The organism is Sphingopyxis sp. SCN 67-31 (assembly GCF_001725095.1).
Map to the genome: position 1 here is coordinate 24,723 of NZ_MEFH01000081.1, position 15,603 is coordinate 40,325.

Consider the following 15,603-nt stretch of genomic DNA (forward strand, 5'->3'; position numbering starts at 1 on the left):
AAATATAACGCTGAGTGTTATACATTGAAGGTGAAGCAGGAGAGCTGCCATTACGCGTATTTTCAAGAATGGCTGGTTCGAACGCTTTTCGCGCAAGGAACGAATCAATGATTCAGCCCTTCGCGATGCCGTGGCGTGGGCCGAAAGCGGGCTGGTGGATGCCGACCTTGGCGGCGGCGTCATCAAGCAGCGCGTAGCGCGGCCGGGAAAGGGCAAGTCGGGCGGTTATCGCACGTTGATCCTGTTCCGGCAGGGCGACCGCGCGATATTCGCTTTCGGGTTCGCCAAGAGCGCGCAGGCGAACATATCGAAAGCCGATCTGGCACTGTTGCGTGATGCGGCAACCGAAGCGTTGAAGTGGAGCGGCGAGGAACTGGACAGGCTGGTAGCATCGGGAACGCTGGTGGAGATTGAAGATGGCAACGACGACGAAGGATAAGGGCTATCGCAGCGAGATCGCGGGTGCGATCCATGAGATGATGAGCGACGCGCACGACGCGGGCGTGGTGTCGCGCGCGACGCTTCGCAACTTTGACGAGGCGTGCCTTGCCCCGGCCCCGGTGCTGGCGGGCGACGAAATCCGCGCGATCCGCGAGCGCGAGCATGTCTCGCAGCCGGTGTTCGCAGCCTATCTCAATGTGTCGCGTAATCTGGTGTCCGATTGGGAGCGTGGCGTGAAACGGCCGGGTGGGCCTGCCCTGCGTCTTCTGTCCATTATCCAGCGCAGGGGACTGCAGGCCGTTGCTTGAGGAATGCTAGACAATGGAAGCGCCAAAATCATTTGGTCGATAGAGTCTGGTGGATGACTCCACTATACATTCCCATATTGGGAATGATAAAAGACAAGTAATTGATAATACTATATTATAAATCTCTTTCTTTTTTCTGCTTCATGTGAGATATCCTACACAAAGGAGTTCTATCATGGCAGATAAGGTTCGCTATCCTCAAATCCCTAGCACGGTTTGGTGGGGGATAAGAGCAATTCTTCAAAAAACGCCTAGCGTAACGGTAGATGAGCGTCTCCTTGGCGTTCAGCTGGGAGTGCAGGAGGCAGCGGCCAAGGCTTATATAAATGAGCTGCGAAGTGTTGGCCTTCTCACAGAGGACGGGAAGGCCACATCTGTTGCCCAAAAATGGCGGTTGGATGACAGCTATGAAGAAGCTGTCACCCAAATCGTCAATGACACATACCCCGAGGGTCTAATACACTTGGCACCTCCGGGTGAAGCTGAGCGGCAGAAAGTTGTGTCATGGTTCCTGCGCGAGGGCCTGGGTCAAGGAGCTGCTGGTAACAAGGCTGCCACCTATCTCCTGATATCGAGCCCTACTCCGAACGAGGCACCGCGAGCGGCCTCAAAGGCCGCGCAAACCGAAAACACCTCCCGACCTCGACCCTCGCGAAAACCTGCTGCTTCACAAAAGGCGGAAAATGGCAGGTTGCCTGATGCCGCGCAGAAGGATCGTGAAGGGCGCGCCAACCCATCGGGGCGCGCTAGCAGCGAAGCGTTTCCGCTGAATGTAAATGTGCAAATACATATCAGTGCAGATGCAGGAACTGAGCAGATCGAGTCCATCTTTCAGGCAATGAGGCGCTATCTGTATGACGCTCCGGCTACTTGATGGCATTCGACGGCTGCAAGAGCACCTGTTCGAGGTCGGATTAGCGAGATCTGTTTTAGCGCTACCGGCGCCACGGATGTTAGCGCTTCCCTCCCCAACTGCTGAGGGTTCGGAACCCGCAAGCGTGTTCGCACGGCTTGTTACGGAACCTGAAATAAGCGGCGTGGCCGCCGATCTGTTCATGTCAGGCCATTATAACTTGTCTGTGGCCGAGGCATATAAAGCTGTTGATAAATTTGTTGCCGATCGCGTTCCTTCGCTCATGCAGAACGGAACCACATTGATGGAGCAGGTCTTTTCTCCCAACGCACCACATCTGCAATGGTCGGGGATGCAGACTTCTTCGCAAATCGATGAGCAGAAGGGCTATCATAGATTATTTTCTGGCGCGATGTTGGGAATCCGGAATCCAACTACACATGAGTTTGGATGGGTAGATGATCCGGAGTTAGCTCTAGAACTGATAGTGTTTGCTCAACATCTTCTGCGGAAAGCCAAGATCGCAGACTTGGGAGCAGGTAAAAGTAAGAAGGATCAGGCCGCCTGATCGATGCATCGTGCACACTTCACTTCGCGGCTATTTCTGCCTCGAACGCGCGCTTGCCTTTGCGCTGCCATAGGGCAAGCGCGTTGCCGCGTTCCTCGCCTCGCAGCCTGTCCGCGACGGCGAGAAACGCGCCGTAGATCGTGGCGCGATCATCGTCGGTCAGATCGACCAGCCCCGCCTTGACGACGAGGCCGCCGAGTTCGATCAGATGCCGCGTTCTCTCTCGGCGCTTCACGACCCATTCCCGCGTGTCAGTCCTAGCCTTGGCGGCTTCAATGCGATGCCGCGCCGCCTTGGAGCGGTAGAGCGCCTTCCAGCTGTTGTTCAGATCGCGGCGCAGGCTTGCGTTGCTTGCCGCGAAAGAAGGCAGCGCCTACCCTGCGCCAGCCCTCCCTTGTCGCGGCGTCGCTGTTGGCAACAGCACCGAGCAGCGCCCCGGCCAGCAATTCAGCGTCGAGCGCGTCGGCACCCGTTGCCGCGACCAGTTCGCCAAGCTGGCGCACGCGGCGTTCCTTGATCGCCTTGGCCTTGTCCGCAAGGGCTTTGAGTTCCGAATCATAGTCGCGTGGTTTCCGCATCGCAAAGTCTCCATTGTGTGACGATGCGCCTATGATAGAAGAACGGCAGCGGTGATGCAGTAGAGTCGCCGGGACAGTCTGGCACCGCCTAGTCCCTGCTCGGATTTTATTCGAGGAGGGCGCGCTTATACGTCGTGCCGACGTGCGCTTAAGGCAGTAGATGGTATGTCGCTATGGCGATGCCGAGCGCTTACATGACGAGCGGCTGGACCGCGCCCACGACTTCACGAACAAGTCGGGCGTCGTCCATTCGGAAATCCTCTTGCCCGAAGGTGCGCCTGAACGCTTCGCGGATCGCGCGACCCTCTGGAACGAGGTCGAGGCAACCGAGAAGCGCAAGGACGCGCAGCTATCGCGCGAGGTGGAGTTCTCCATTCCGCGCGAGATGACGCAGGCGCAGGGTATCGCGCTCGCACAGGATTTTGCGCGCGCTGAGTTTGTCGAACGCGGCATGATCGCGGATTTGAATATGCATTGGGACATTGGCGCGGACGGGCTGGCGAAGCCCCATGCCCATGTCATGCTGACCATGCGCGCGGTGAACGAACAGGGTTTCGGTGCGAAGGAACGCGACTGGAACAAGACCGAACTTGTCGAGCAATGGCGCGAGCGTTGGGCCGATCATGTCAACACCCGGCTTGCGGAACTGGATATTGACGCCCGTATCGACCATCGCAGTTTGCAAGCGCAGGGCATCGATCTTGAGCCACAAGACAAGATCGGCCCCGCCGCGCAGCGCATGGGCGAACGCGGGCTTGAGTCCGAGCGCATCGAGGATCACCGCGCCACCGCGCAGCGCAACGGCGAGCGAATCATTGCCGACCCTTCCGTCGCGCTGGATGCGATCACGCACCAACAGGCGACATTCACGCGGCGCGATATGGCGATGTTCGTGCATCGCCATACGGACGGGAAAGACCAATTCGACCGGGCGATGAGTGCCGTTCGCGCGTCGCCCGATCTTGTTGCGTTGGGCAAGGATGGGCGCGGCGAAGATCGCTTCACATCGCGCGACATGATCGAGACCGAGCAGCGGTTGCAGCGCGCATCGGAGTTGATGGCCGAGCGCGAGCGGCACCGCGTGGACGAGAAGGAACGCGCCGCCGCACTGGCAAGCGCGGAAGGGCGTGGGCTGTTGTTGACGGGCGAGCAGCGCGCAGCGTTCGAGCATGTGATCGGCGAGCGGGGCTTGAGCGTCGTCGTCGGTTACGCTGGGACCGGCAAGAGCGCGATGCTTGGCGTGGCGCGGGAGGCGTGGGAGCGCGGAGGGTATGAGGTGCGCGGGGCGGCGCTGTCGGGGATCGCGGCGGAAGGGTTGGAGAACGGTTCCGGCATCGCGTCGCGCACCATCGCCAGCATGGAACACGGTTGGGCGCAGGGGCGCGATATGCTCACGTCCCGCGATGTGCTGGTGATCGACGAGGCGGGCATGGTCGGTACGCGCCAGATGGAGCGTGTGCTGTCCCATGCCGCCGATGCGGGCGCAAAGGTCGTGCTGGTAGGCGACCCGCAGCAGTTGCAGGCGATCGAGGCGGGGGCGGCGTTCCGCGCGATCCATGAACGGCATGGCGGCGTCGAGATCACGGAGGTTCGCCGCCAGCATGAAGGCTGGCAGCAGGACGCCACCCGGCATCTTGCCATAGGGCGCACCGGCGAAGCCATCCGGGCCTATGCCGAGCGGGGCATGGTTCACGCGGCTGAGACGCGCGAGCAGGCCCGCGCCGAGCTTATCGAGCGTTGGGACCGCGAGCGCATCGACGCGCCCGATCAAACCCGGATTATTCTTACCCACACCAATGACGAGGTGCGCGAACTCAACGAGGCGGCGCGCGACCGTATGCGAGAGGCGGGCGAGCTTGGCGATGACGTGCGCGTGAAAACCGAGCGCGGCGATCGTGCCTTTGCATCGGGCGACCGCATCATGTTCCTTCGCAACGAGCGCAGCCTTGAGGTGAAGAACGGCACGCTAGGCACCGTCGAGCAGGTCAACCAGCGGGGCATGACCGTTCGCACCGATGATGGGCGTTCCGTGTCGTTCGACACCAAGGATTATCCCCATGTCGATCACGGCTATGCCGCCACCATCCACAAGGCACAGGGCATGAGCGTGGACCGCTCCCATATGCTCGCCACGCCGGGGATGGACCGGCACGGCGCTTATGTCGGCATGACGCGCCACCGCGACGGCATGGCGCTGCATTATGGCCGCGACGACTTCAAGGACGAGGCCCGCCTTGTCCGCACGCTATCCCGCGAACGCACCAAGGATATGGCGAGCGACTACCGCCAAGTCGATCCGGTCAAGGAATATGCCGAGCGGCGCGGCATCAGCTTTGGCGAGCGTGTCGCGGAAATCGCCCGCGCGGGCGCAGAGAATGCGCGCGGGATCTTCGACGGCTTGCGCCTCTCCCTGCCCGGACAGGATCGCGGGGCATCGGTCGCGTCGGAACGGTCACGCGGCATCTTCGCCAACTTCCGTCCGCCCGCGCTCATTGCCGATCCGGCGAAGGTAGCACAGGCCGAGTGGGAGAAGATCAGGCGGCTTGCGGTCGAGCGCCACGCTCGCGCCGTCGCGAGTATCTGGAAGATGCAGGACAAGGGCTTGCCCGTCCTGCCCCACCAGCGCGCGGAACTCGACAAGGCGCGTGAGGCCATGAACGCGACGGGCAAGCACCGCGCACAGGACATGGAGCGGGCTTACAAGCGCGACCCTGCGCTGGCGTCCGACGCGGCGGGCGGACGCGTCCGCCAAGCTATGCGCGCCATGCAGCTTGAAGCGGAAATCCGCGTCGACCCCGACAAGCGCGCGGATCGGTTCGTCGAGGGTTGGCGGCAGCTTCATACCCACCGCGAGGAATTGCAGCGCGACGGCGACTTTCGGGGCGCGCGCAAAGTGTCCGAGCAGATGGCGGGGATGGCGAAAAGCCTCGAACGCGACGCGCAGGTGGAATCCGTCCTGCGCGGGCGCAAGCAGGAACTCGGCATCGGTATCGAGACCGGCCGCCAGCTTTCCCACGATCTCGCCAGCAGCGTCGGCATCGAGATGAGCCGGGGCCGTGACCTTGGCATGAGCAGATAGGAGATACGATCATGGACACCAGCTTGCCGACCGTCACGCCGCAGGATCAGCCGCCTGATGCCAACCCGGCAGAAGCGGCCTTTGCGGAACTCTCCGCCAAGGTCGATTTTCTCGAAACCCTGCTACGCGGCCTTGTCGCCAAGCGGGAGGAAGCGCCCGATTACAGCGAGACGCTTGGCGAGATGGCCGACCTTCTCGACAAGATGAAAGCCGCCATCAAGACGCTTGCCAGCCGTCCCGCCATGACGCTCACCCCCGACGCGATGGCCGAGCAGATCGCCGCCGCTGCCGCCAAGGCGCGCGCGCAGGATGCCGCAACCATCGGTCAGGCGGTGGAGCGGCTAAACAAGGCAGCGGCCCGGATCGAATATCTTGAAGGCAAGGTGGCCGATGCACGCGACCAGCGACGCAAGCGCCACATATGGGGGATCGGCGGCGCGCTCGCAGGCATCGTTCTATGCGCGATCGTTCCCGGCTTCATAGCCCACGCCATGCCGACGAGCTGGCATTTGCCCGAACGGATGGCAGCGCGGACTCTGGACCTTGACCGCTGGACGGCCGGGGAACGCCTGCTTGCCACAGCCGAGCCGGAACGCTGGCAAACCGTTCTGTTCTCCAATGCGCTCGTGCAGGACAACCGGGATGCCATCGGCAAATGTCGCAGAGCCGCCGTGAATGGGACGGAAGCGGTGCAATGTACCGTCAAAGTCAGACCATGACCCCTGGCAGCCAGGCCGTTTTGGGTATCGAGAACGGCGAGAACGGACCTTAAGTTCATATTATCGCTGGTTTCGCGTTCACATTATCTGTCATGGATTGCGGGCATTCCATCGGTACTTGATCGCCGCGCCCCGCCGCGCCACACATCGCACCGATGGGCTATGCCCCGTATTCAATCGTCCCGGAGCCAAATTTGTCAGAGCAGAAGCCAGAACCGATTCCCGAAGGAGAGGAATTGTTCGCCACGGCGCAGGAGGCCGCGAACGAACTCGGTGTCACGCTCAACACGCTCTATTCCTATGTGAGCCGAAAGGGCCTGCGCACACGCCAGATTCCCGGCACGCGCAGCCGCCTATACTGGCGGGCCGATATCGCGAAGGTCAAGGCCACGCTGGGGCGGCGCAGCGAGCCGTCGCCGCGGATCGACGACACCGACATCACGCTGCTGACGCCGTCGGCGCCCTATTATCGCGGTCGCAACGCCATCGAGCTGTCGGAAACGCACAGCCTAGAAGAAGTCGCGGCGCTGCTGTGGCAGGCCGACGAAGCGTCGGCTTTCGCCCCGACCGTCCCCGTCGTGCCGCGCGAGATCGAAAGCCTGGGCAAGCTGATTGCCCACGCCCCCACGACCGACAAGGCCATCGCGCTGCTGCCGTTTCTGGAACAGGCCAATCCGCGCGCCTTCGACCTCAGCCACGCGGGCATGTGCCGCACTGGCGCTGATGTGCTGCGCTGGTATGCCGCGATCCTGACGGACGCGGAACACCCTTCTTCGGCGCCTCTGCATGAACAGGTGGCGGCCTTTTTGAGCGCACCCGCCGAAATCTCCGACATCATTCGACGCATCCTCGTGCTGTCGGCCGACCATGGGTTCGGGGCGGGTACTCACGCCGTCCGATCCGTCGCAAGCACGGGCGTGACACCCTATCGGTCCATCATCGCGGGTCTTGCCATCACGTCAGGCCACCGCAGCAGGCTCGGGCGGACGCAGGGCATCTGGCAATGGCTGCGCGAGATCGACGAAAGTCCGGATGCCCACTCCGTCGTCGTGCGTCGGCTTCGCGAAGGTGCGGGCATCCCCGGTTTCGATTCGCCCTACCCCTATGTGAATCACGATCCGCGCGCCGAGGCGCTGCTGGAAGGCCTCGCCGCCGTCTACGGCGGAACGGCGCTGTTCGGGAAGTTCCGGGAAGCCCGCGTGATCGTGCGCGAATCGCTCGACCTTTCGCCCAGTTTCGCACTCGCGAACATCCTCTTCAGCCAGCTTGCGGGACTGGAACGCCACCGTATCCTCTACATATTGGGGCGCTGCGCCGGATGGGTGGCTCATTCGATCGAGCAATCGCTCGGCGCCGCGGACGTCGTCCCATCGGCCGTCTATCGCGGCGAACTGCCTCCCGCCAAGCCCCGCTGACCCGATATTTTCAAAGCATCAGCCCGCGCGGCGCCGCCGCCGCTCGATGGCGCGCGTCTCGAAGGTTATACATCGACAATAACTGTCAAGATTGACAACATTGATGACAGGCCACATTCCGCGACTCGGAAGCCGGACCAAGAGGCCGGATCGAAAAAATGGGAGTGGAATATGCGTGTTCTGAAAATCGCCGTGCTTCTGAGTTGCACCGTCTCGTCGCTCGCGGCCACGGCCGCCATGGCGCAGGGCGCCGACACGGCGGCGCAGGATGAATCGAGCGAGGCCAACTCCACGGATCGAGAAATCATCGTCACGGGTTCGCGCATCGCGCGGCGCGACTATTCGTCCGAAAGTCCCATTGTCACCGTGGGCAGCGATATCCTTGCGACGACGGGCGCGACGACGCTGGAGCAATCGCTCAACACGCTGCCGCAAGTCACGACATCAGCGAGTTCCTCGTCGAACTTCAACTCGCGCGCGGGTCAGGCCAACGTCAACCTGCGCGGACTGGGGCAGCAGCGCACGCTCGTGCTGGTCAACGGACGCCGTATGCAGCCTTCGGGCAATGACGGTTCGGTCGACCTCAACCTCATTCCAGCGGCGCTGATCGACAATATCGAGATCATCACCGGCGGCGCATCGTCGACCTATGGTTCGGACGCCGTGTCGGGCGTCGTGAATATCAAGCTCAAGAAACGCTTCGCCGGCGTGCAACTGGACGGGACCGTGGCCAGCACCTTTCGTGGCGACGGCGCGAACAACAGCGTCGGCATCACGATGGGCAGCGATTTTGCCGACAAGAGCGGCAATGCGTGGCTGTCGCTGAACTTTTCGGATCGCGGCCCCGTGTCGTTCGTCAGCCGCGATTATCTCGCGGGCCAGGTTCTTTCGACCAACCATCCGGGTGGCCTGATCACGGCGGTGGCGACCAACCTGCCGACGCAGGCTGCCTTCAATTCGGTGTTCGGCGGATATGGCGTCACCGGTACCGTCAGCCGGTCGTCAACCCTGTCGCTCAACACCGACGGCACGCTGTATGTCGGCACGGGGGCCATCAACTATCGCGGGTCGCGGAGTTCGCCCTATCGCGTCTATAACAACAATGTGTACACGATCGCCGGGGACTATTTCCTCGCTCAGGTGCCCCTCACGCGCTACAATGCAATGGGCCATATCGACTATGAGTTCGAAGGCGGCACGCGCGTCTTCCTCGAAGGCCTCTACACCCATTACAAGGCGACGACGCAGGGCAATCCGCTCGTCGTCGGATCGGTGTCGAGCTTGCCGATCGCGGTGCCGATGACCAATCCCTTTATCTCGCCCGACCTGCGGACGATCCTTGATTCGCGTCCCAATTCGACGGCCGACTTCCTGATCGCGCAAGCCGTCGTTCCGGCGGGCAATCGCCACGAAGAGAATGTCTATGACGTCTTCCAGATCACCGGCGGCGCTGAGGGGCGGATCGGAACCAATCTGACGTGGAACGTCCATGCGTCGCACGGCCGCACCGTCCTTAATCAATATCAGCGCAACTATCTCAGTTCGCTGGCGATCCAGCGCCTCGTCAGCGCCCCGGATGGCGGCGCGAGCCTGTGCGCGGGCGGCTATAATTTCGTGGACGTCTCCACGCTGTCGCAATCCTGCCTCGCCTATATCAAGCGCGACGCGCACAACCGCACCGAACTGGAGCAGACGATCGTCGAGGCCAACGTCCAGGGCGGCATAGCGACCCTGCCCGCGGGCGAGGTACGCTTCGCGCTGGGCGCCGATTATCGCCGCAACTCCTATTCCTTCGAACCCGATGCGCTCATCCGTACGGGCGAGCTTGCCAATTATCTTCCCATCTATCCGTCTGCCGGTTCTGACACGGTCAAGGAAATCTATGGCGAACTGCTCGTGCCGATCGTGCGCGACGCCTTTTTCGCGAAGGAACTGACGCTCAACCTCGGCTTCCGCCATTCGGATTACAAGGTCAGCGGTGGGGTCGACACCTACAAGGCCAGCGCCGACTGGGGCCTGACCGACTGGCTCAAGCTACGCGGCGGCTATGCCCGTGCGGTCCGCGCACCCAGCGTCGGCGAACTCTATACCGCCGTCACCAACGGCCTGTTCAACCTCGGCGCCCCCGGCAGCCTCGGTTCGGGCGATCCCTGCGACGTACGCGGGGCCTATCGGACGGGCGGCGACGCGGCGCAGGTCCGTGCGCTGTGCCTTGCACAGGGCGTTCCGACGGTGGTGATCGACAGTTTCCAGAATACGGTGTCCCGCACGCCTTTCACGACGTCGGGCAATCTCGATCTGAAGCCCGAAACCGCCGACACTTGGTCGATCGGCGCCGTCTTCCGCTCGACGGCCTCCAACCCGCTGTTCGCGCGGTTGTCGCTGTCGGTCGATTATTACAACATCCGGCTGAAGGACGCGATCGGCGTCGTCACCAACACGGTCGCGGCATCGCAATGCTTCAACCCGGCCGTGAACAGCGGCTATAGCGAGAGCAACTATTTTTGCAGCCTGATGACGCGCGACCCGAACACGGGCCTGATCACCAACATCGTCAACCCGCAACTGAACCTCGGCGGATACAAGACGAGCGGTATCGACGTCGCGGCGGACTGGTCGATCCCGCTCGACGAGCTGGGGCTCGGCGACGGATCCGGGCGCCTCAACCTCGCCACGGTCGTCAGCTACCTCGACAGCTTCAAGATTCAGACGCTGCCCGGCGGCACGACGCTGGACTATGCAGGCACGATCGGGAACCAGCAGATCGACTTCTTCGGCACCGCCAAACCGCGCTGGAAGGCGACGAGTTCCATCGGCTGGTCGGGCGACAGGTTGGGGGCGCTGCTGCGCTGGCGCTATCTCGGCAAGATGGCGAACGCGCGGAACGTCGGCACCGCGGGTACGCTTCACGGCGTCCCGTCCGTCAGCTATTTCGATCTCGACCTGTCGGCCAACGTCGCAGAGAATTTCGAACTGCGCGGCGGCATCGTCAACCTGTTCGACCGCAAGCCCCCGACGCTCAACGACAGCTTGATCGGCGCCTATGCGACCGACCCCTTCACATATGATCTCGTCGGGCGACGCTTCTACATTTCAGCAAAGGCGCGTTTCTGATGGGCAGCCAATTCAAGGTGGAAAAGCCACTCGAAGAAGTGCGTTTCGTCGCCGCCACGGGCATGGTCGGGGTCGGCATCGACGAGCCGAAGCTGATGAAGAGCCTGGAGACGAAACCGCATTTCATCGCTTGCGACGCCGGCACCACCGATGCCGGCCCCTTCGCGCTGGGCAGCGGGCGCGCGGCCTTTCCCCGCGCGGCGATCAAGAGCGACATGGCGGCGATGCTGCGCGCCGGAAACGCGGCGGGCATCCCGGTTCTGGTCGGATCGGTCGGCACCGCCGGGGCGGACGTCCACGTCGACTGGATGGTCGATATCGTCCGCGAAATCCTCGCCGAACAGGGATGGGTCAAGCGCGTCGCGGTGCTGAAATCCCAGCAGGATCCAGCCTATCTGAAAAGCCTCTATCGCGCGGGGCGGATCGAGGCGTTGAACCCGGCGCCCGCGATCGATGAGGATATCTTCGACCGCAGCAGCCGGGTCGTCGGCATGATGGGCGTCGAACCGTTGCAGGCCGCGCTGGCCGAAGGCGCCGACATCGTCATCGCCGGGCGTTGCAGCGACCCCGCTCTCTTCGCCGCCTTTCCGATCATGCACGGCCTTCCCGAAGGATTGTCGTGGCACGCAGGCAAGGTCGCCGAATGCGGACCACTGGCCTGCGAAACGTCGGGCAAGGGGATCATCCTCGGCATGGTCCGGCAAGACGAAATGGTGATCGACGTCATCGGGGACGGACTGCGCTGCACACCGCTCAGCGTCGCGGCGCACAGCCTCTATGAAAGCAGCGATCCCTATCTTCACACGGAATGTTCGGGGATTCTCGATCTGTCCCATGCGACTTTCGAACAGGCCAGTGAAACCGGTGTGCGCGTGCGCGGCAGCGGCTTTCGCGACAAGCCGTTCACCGTCAAGCTCGAAGGCGCCGAGCAGGTCGGTTATCAGAGCATCATGATCGGCGGCGTCCGCGATCCCTATATCCTTCGCCAACTCGACGAGTGGCTCGATACGATCACCGCGCATGTGCATCATTCGGTCGCGCGCGTGCTGGGCGATGCAGTGAAGCGGGAGGATTATAGGATCGTCTTCCACGTCTATGGCAAAAACGCCGTGATGGGCGCATTGGAAACCGAATTGGCCACTCCGCACGAAGTCGGCATCGTCACCGAGGTCACGGCGCCGACGCAGGATTTGGCGACGCAGATCGTCAAGCTGTGCCGTCAGCCCTTGCTTCATGCCCCCATCCCGGAATGGAAGGGGGCGATCACCGGCTTCGCCTGCCTTCACAACCCGGCGGAGATCGAGCGCGGCCCCGTATGGCGCTTCAACCTCAACCATGTCGTGCGCCCCGATGACTGGCGCGACATGTTCCGCCTCGACATTCAGGACATGGGAGAATCGAAATGACGCGCCCATTGAGTGAAATCGCCAGCCTGATCCGCAGCAAGAATGCGGGTCCGTTCGTGCTGACCTTCGACATCATGCTGCCCAGCCAGGCCGACTATGACCGCGTGAAGGCGTCCGGAAAGCTCTCTGCCGCCAATTTTGCCGCGCTTTATGGCTGCCCCATCGGCGACGTGCGCTTTTTCGAATGCCCCAACGCGCTCGCCTTCAAGTTCAGTATTCCACGGCCGAGAATACAGGGCGACATCGGCGACGCCGACATGCACGGCGGACAGCAACATGCGCCGCTCATGTCAATCATGATCCCCTGATAGCGTCCATGGCAAAGACCGAGCAAAGTGCGATCTCTGGCGACGGGTCCAGCGGGACCACGGCACTGAATCCGCCGCCGATGACGTGGCCCCAGATGCTGCTCTACGGCTTGGGATCCGCGTCGAACGGCATCAAGAACCGCAGCATTTCGACGTTCCTGCTGCTCTTCTACAGCCAAGTGGTCGGCCTGCCCGCGACATGGGTCGGATCGGCGCTCGCGATCACGTTGGTGATCGACGGCATCCTCGATCCCGTGATCGGACAAATCTCCGACAATTTCCGCAGCCGCTGGGGGCGGCGGCATCCCTTCATGTATGCTTCCGCCATCCCCTATGGCCTGTTGTTCTACATGCTCTGGTCGCCTCCGGACGGATGGTCGAACCCGGCGCTGCTCGCCTATATGACCGCCTGCGTGATCGCCGTGCGGTTCATCGATACCTTCTTCGAGGTTCCGGCCTCCGCCCTGACGGCGGAACTCACTCCCGACTATCATCGCCGCACCACGCTGATCGCCTGCCGCTATTTCTTCACTTTTCTCGGCGGCCTCGGGATGGTGTGGATCGCCTATCGCTTCTATTTCTCGGACGCCGAAGGGGGCGTTTTCGTCCGCGACAATTATGGTTCCTACGGCCTGCTCGCCGGGACGCTCATCGCCATCGCCATCCTGATCTCCGCGATCAGCACGCACCGCCGGATTCCCTGGCTTTACAGCGCGCCGACTCGCAAGCTCACGCCGCGCCTGCTCGTTCGCGAGCTTGGCGAGACGCTCGCCAACCGTTCGCTCTGGCTTGCGAACGGCGCGGGCCTGTTCACGGCGATCGCGACGGGCATGGTCGGCGGGCTCGCGACCTATTTCCAGATCTATTTCTGGGAACTGACGCCGCTCCAGCTCAGCTGGCTCCCGATCGCGGGGATGGTCGCGGCCCTGATCGGGATATCGGGCGGGCCGTGGCTCACGCGGATGTTCGGCAAACGACAGGCGGCCGTCGGCATGTTCGCGGCGTTGATCGTGGCGTCGATCGCCGCCGTCTCGCTTCGCCTCCTCGGCCTGTTGCCCGTGAACGGCAGTCCGGCCATCGTCGCGATCCAGATCGCGGAGACGGTTGCGGTTCAGGCGCTCACGCTGATGAGCACCGTCGCGATCACCTCGATGATCATGGACGTCGCCGAGGACAGCGAAGTGAAGACGGGCCGCCGGTCCGAAGGCCTGCTCGTGTCGGTGGACAATGTGCTGAAGAAGACGACGGCGGGCGCGGGGGTCTTCTTCGCCAGCCTGATCCTGACGGCGGCCGGTCTGTCGCAGCAAGTGCGGCCTGGCGACGTCTCCGCCGATGCGCTGTGGACCATGGGGGCGATTTTCGTGCCGACGATCATCCTGATCTATGGCGGCGCGATCGCGATGCTCCTGATCTTCCGCCTCGACGAGACGGCCCATTCGGCGAACCTCGAAGCGTTGCGCGCACGCCGTGAGGCCGCGCGATGAGCGGGCCGCAGGTGACGCGGCGCAGCCTCCTGCGCGCCGCCGCCCTCGGCGCGGGCGCATCGCTGCTGCCTTCGCAAAGCATCGCGGTCGAACCGGTCGCGGTGCCGCATTCCGCCGGAACCGCCCCGCCGCGCCTCGTCGCCCCGGCGGGTGCCTGCGACAGCCACATCCATATCGCCGACGCACGGTTCCGCGCCGATTTTCCGGCGCGCTTCGCGGGCGCGACGCTTGCCGATTATCGCCTGCTTCAGCGCCGCATCGGCACGCGGCGCGCGGTGATCGTCCAGACCAAGATCCACGGCATGGACCATGACTGCCTGATCGACGCGCTCCGGCAGATGGGACCGGACGGGCGCGGCATCGGCGTCCTGCCGCCCGACACGCCGATGGACGAATATAGGCGGCTCGACGCGGCCGGAGTCCGGGGCCTGCGCTTCAGCGTCTGGAACCCCGCCGACGCCGTCACGACGCTCGACATGATCGAACCTGTCGCACGACGGATCGCCGACCTCGGCTGGCATATCCAGCTTCACGCGCTCGGGGACCAGATCGCGGCGGCGGGGGATATGCTGGGGCGCCTGCCTTGCCCGCTGGTCATTGATCATATGGGCCGCCTGCCGCCAAGGGAGGGCATCGAACATCCGGCCTATGCGACGATCGTCGGCTTGCTCGACAGCGGAAAAGCGTGGCTGAAACTCAGCGGCGCCTATCTCAACACGGAGAAGGGGCCGCCATGCTATGAGGATGCGAGCCGGGTCGCCCGCGCTTTCTGTCGGGCGAATCCTGAGCGGCTGGTTTGGGGAAGCGACTGGCCCCATGCGACTGAAGCGATCAAACCTGACGATGCGCTTCTCTTCGACCTCCTTGCGTCCTGGGTACAGGACGAGGCCGACCGCCAGCGGATACTCGTGACCAATCCCGAAGCCCTCTATGGCTTCGAACCAAAAGGATAATCGAACGGGGCCGTGGCAAGGCGGGAAGGAGAATCTCTCCAGAGACTTCGTTCAGTTCCAGGCAATCCCGCTGGACCGTTGGCACTTGTGATGGTATGAGAGAGCCACTTAAAGCGAATACTGCCGTAAACTCAATACCTTGCCACGGAAACTGGGTGCCCGTAGGGGTCACCAGTCAAGCGGTTTATCGCGTTGATTTTGCGCGAGAATTTCAAATTCCCCTAAAACTGATACCACAAGTGTTCCCACATTATCCGTGGGGCGTGTTGGCATATCTCGGTGTCAAACGGCGTTCAAAAGGGACCCCCGATCGGCGTCGAAGAGGGACCCCCTTTTCGGATAATATGATGCTGGTTTGTTGAAGATGGCCTTGCGCT

At 62.7% G+C, this 15,603-nt stretch carries 14 protein-coding genes; 12 read left to right on the forward strand and 2 right to left on the reverse strand.

The window, feature by feature from the left end:
* Window positions 1–58 precede the first annotated feature (58 nt).
* The 4 genes from ABS88_RS17125 to ABS88_RS17140 all read left to right on the forward strand — a co-directional run bounded on the left by ABS88_RS17125 (window position 59) and on the right by ABS88_RS17140 (window position 2,170).
* Window positions 59–439, forward strand: coding sequence for a type II toxin-antitoxin system RelE/ParE family toxin (locus tag ABS88_RS17125; protein WP_286750207.1), 381 nt, complete (start codon window positions 59–61; stop codon window positions 437–439).
* On the forward strand, window positions 417–749 hold the full coding sequence (locus tag ABS88_RS17130) for a helix-turn-helix domain-containing protein (protein WP_286750192.1): 333 nt from the start codon (window positions 417–419) through the stop codon (window positions 747–749). Before ABS88_RS17125 ends, ABS88_RS17130 begins: the two co-directional genes overlap by 23 nt.
* Window positions 750–924: 175 nt before the next feature.
* Window positions 925–1,623: a hypothetical protein gene (locus ABS88_RS17135; protein WP_286750193.1), complete on the forward strand. Its 699-nt coding sequence runs from the start codon at window positions 925–927 to the stop codon at window positions 1,621–1,623.
* A gap of 124 nt (window positions 1,624–1,747) precedes the next feature.
* On the forward strand, window positions 1,748–2,170 hold the full coding sequence (locus tag ABS88_RS17140) for a TIGR02391 family protein (protein WP_286750194.1): 423 nt from the start codon (window positions 1,748–1,750) through the stop codon (window positions 2,168–2,170).
* Between the two features lie 19 nt (window positions 2,171–2,189).
* Here the strand turns inward: ABS88_RS17140 and ABS88_RS17145 are convergent, their stop codons facing one another.
* Window positions 2,190–2,405, reverse strand: coding sequence for a conjugal transfer protein TraD (locus ABS88_RS17145; protein ID WP_286750195.1), 216 nt, complete (start codon window positions 2,403–2,405; stop codon window positions 2,190–2,192).
* A 37-nt stretch (window positions 2,406–2,442) separates the two neighbouring features.
* Entirely contained in the window at window positions 2,443–2,748 is a 306-nt protein-coding gene (locus tag ABS88_RS17150; RefSeq protein WP_286750196.1) for a conjugal transfer protein TraD, read from the reverse strand.
* Between the two features lie 160 nt (window positions 2,749–2,908).
* On the opposite strand from ABS88_RS17150, the gene traA reads away from it, so the two are divergent.
* The 8 genes from traA (at window position 2,909) to ABS88_RS17190 (ending at window position 15,226) form a co-directional block, all read left to right on the forward strand.
* Window positions 2,909–5,827, forward strand: a complete 2,919-nt coding sequence (gene traA / locus ABS88_RS17155; protein ID WP_286750197.1) for a Ti-type conjugative transfer relaxase TraA — start codon at window positions 2,909–2,911, stop codon at window positions 5,825–5,827.
* 11 nt (window positions 5,828–5,838) lie between these two features.
* A complete protein-coding gene (locus ABS88_RS17160) occupies window positions 5,839–6,546 on the forward strand; it encodes a DUF6118 family protein (RefSeq protein ID WP_286750198.1) in 708 nt (235 codons plus the stop codon).
* 236 nt (window positions 6,547–6,782) lie between these two features.
* Entirely contained in the window at window positions 6,783–7,961 is a 1,179-nt protein-coding gene (locus ABS88_RS17165; protein ID WP_286750199.1) for a citrate/2-methylcitrate synthase, read from the forward strand.
* 171 nt (window positions 7,962–8,132) lie between these two features.
* Window positions 8,133–11,075: a TonB-dependent receptor domain-containing protein gene (locus tag ABS88_RS17170; RefSeq protein ID WP_286750200.1), complete on the forward strand. Its 2,943-nt coding sequence runs from the start codon at window positions 8,133–8,135 to the stop codon at window positions 11,073–11,075.
* On the forward strand, window positions 11,075–12,481 hold the full coding sequence (locus tag ABS88_RS17175; RefSeq protein ID WP_286750201.1) for an acyclic terpene utilization AtuA family protein: 1,407 nt from the start codon (window positions 11,075–11,077) through the stop codon (window positions 12,479–12,481). The genes ABS88_RS17170 and ABS88_RS17175 overlap by 1 nt, the downstream gene beginning before the upstream one ends.
* Window positions 12,478–12,789 carry a DUF4387 domain-containing protein gene (locus ABS88_RS17180; RefSeq protein ID WP_286750202.1) on the forward strand — a complete coding sequence of 104 codons (312 nt, stop codon included), beginning with the start codon at window positions 12,478–12,480 and terminating at the stop codon, window positions 12,787–12,789. The genes ABS88_RS17175 and ABS88_RS17180 overlap by 4 nt, the downstream gene beginning before the upstream one ends.
* 80 nt (window positions 12,790–12,869) lie before the next feature.
* Entirely contained in the window at window positions 12,870–14,273 is a 1,404-nt protein-coding gene (locus tag ABS88_RS17185) for an MFS transporter (RefSeq protein ID WP_286750203.1), read from the forward strand.
* Window positions 14,270–15,226, forward strand: coding sequence for an amidohydrolase family protein (locus tag ABS88_RS17190; RefSeq protein ID WP_286750204.1), 957 nt, complete (start codon window positions 14,270–14,272; stop codon window positions 15,224–15,226). Before ABS88_RS17185 ends, ABS88_RS17190 begins: the two co-directional genes overlap by 4 nt.
* The last annotated feature ends 377 nt before the right edge of the window (window positions 15,227–15,603 follow it).

Coding starts and splice junctions, on each gene's coding strand:
- ABS88_RS17130 (WP_286750192.1), top strand. CDS start 417: ATGGCAACGACGACGAAGGATAAGGGCTATCGCAGCGAGATCGCGGGT.
- ABS88_RS17135 (WP_286750193.1), top strand. CDS start 925: ATGGCAGATAAGGTTCGCTATCCTCAAATCCCTAGCACGGTTTGGTGG.
- ABS88_RS17150 (WP_286750196.1), bottom strand. CDS start 2,748: ATGCGGAAACCACGCGACTATGATTCGGAACTCAAAGCCCTTGCGGAC.
- traA (WP_286750197.1), top strand. CDS start 2,909: ATGGTATGTCGCTATGGCGATGCCGAGCGCTTACATGACGAGCGGCTG.
- ABS88_RS17160 (WP_286750198.1), top strand. CDS start 5,839: ATGGACACCAGCTTGCCGACCGTCACGCCGCAGGATCAGCCGCCTGAT.
- ABS88_RS17170 (WP_286750200.1), top strand. CDS start 8,133: ATGCGTGTTCTGAAAATCGCCGTGCTTCTGAGTTGCACCGTCTCGTCG.
- ABS88_RS17175 (WP_286750201.1), top strand. CDS start 11,075: ATGGGCAGCCAATTCAAGGTGGAAAAGCCACTCGAAGAAGTGCGTTTC.
- ABS88_RS17180 (WP_286750202.1), top strand. CDS start 12,478: ATGACGCGCCCATTGAGTGAAATCGCCAGCCTGATCCGCAGCAAGAAT.
- ABS88_RS17185 (WP_286750203.1), top strand. CDS start 12,870: ATGACGTGGCCCCAGATGCTGCTCTACGGCTTGGGATCCGCGTCGAAC.
- ABS88_RS17190 (WP_286750204.1), top strand. CDS start 14,270: ATGAGCGGGCCGCAGGTGACGCGGCGCAGCCTCCTGCGCGCCGCCGCC.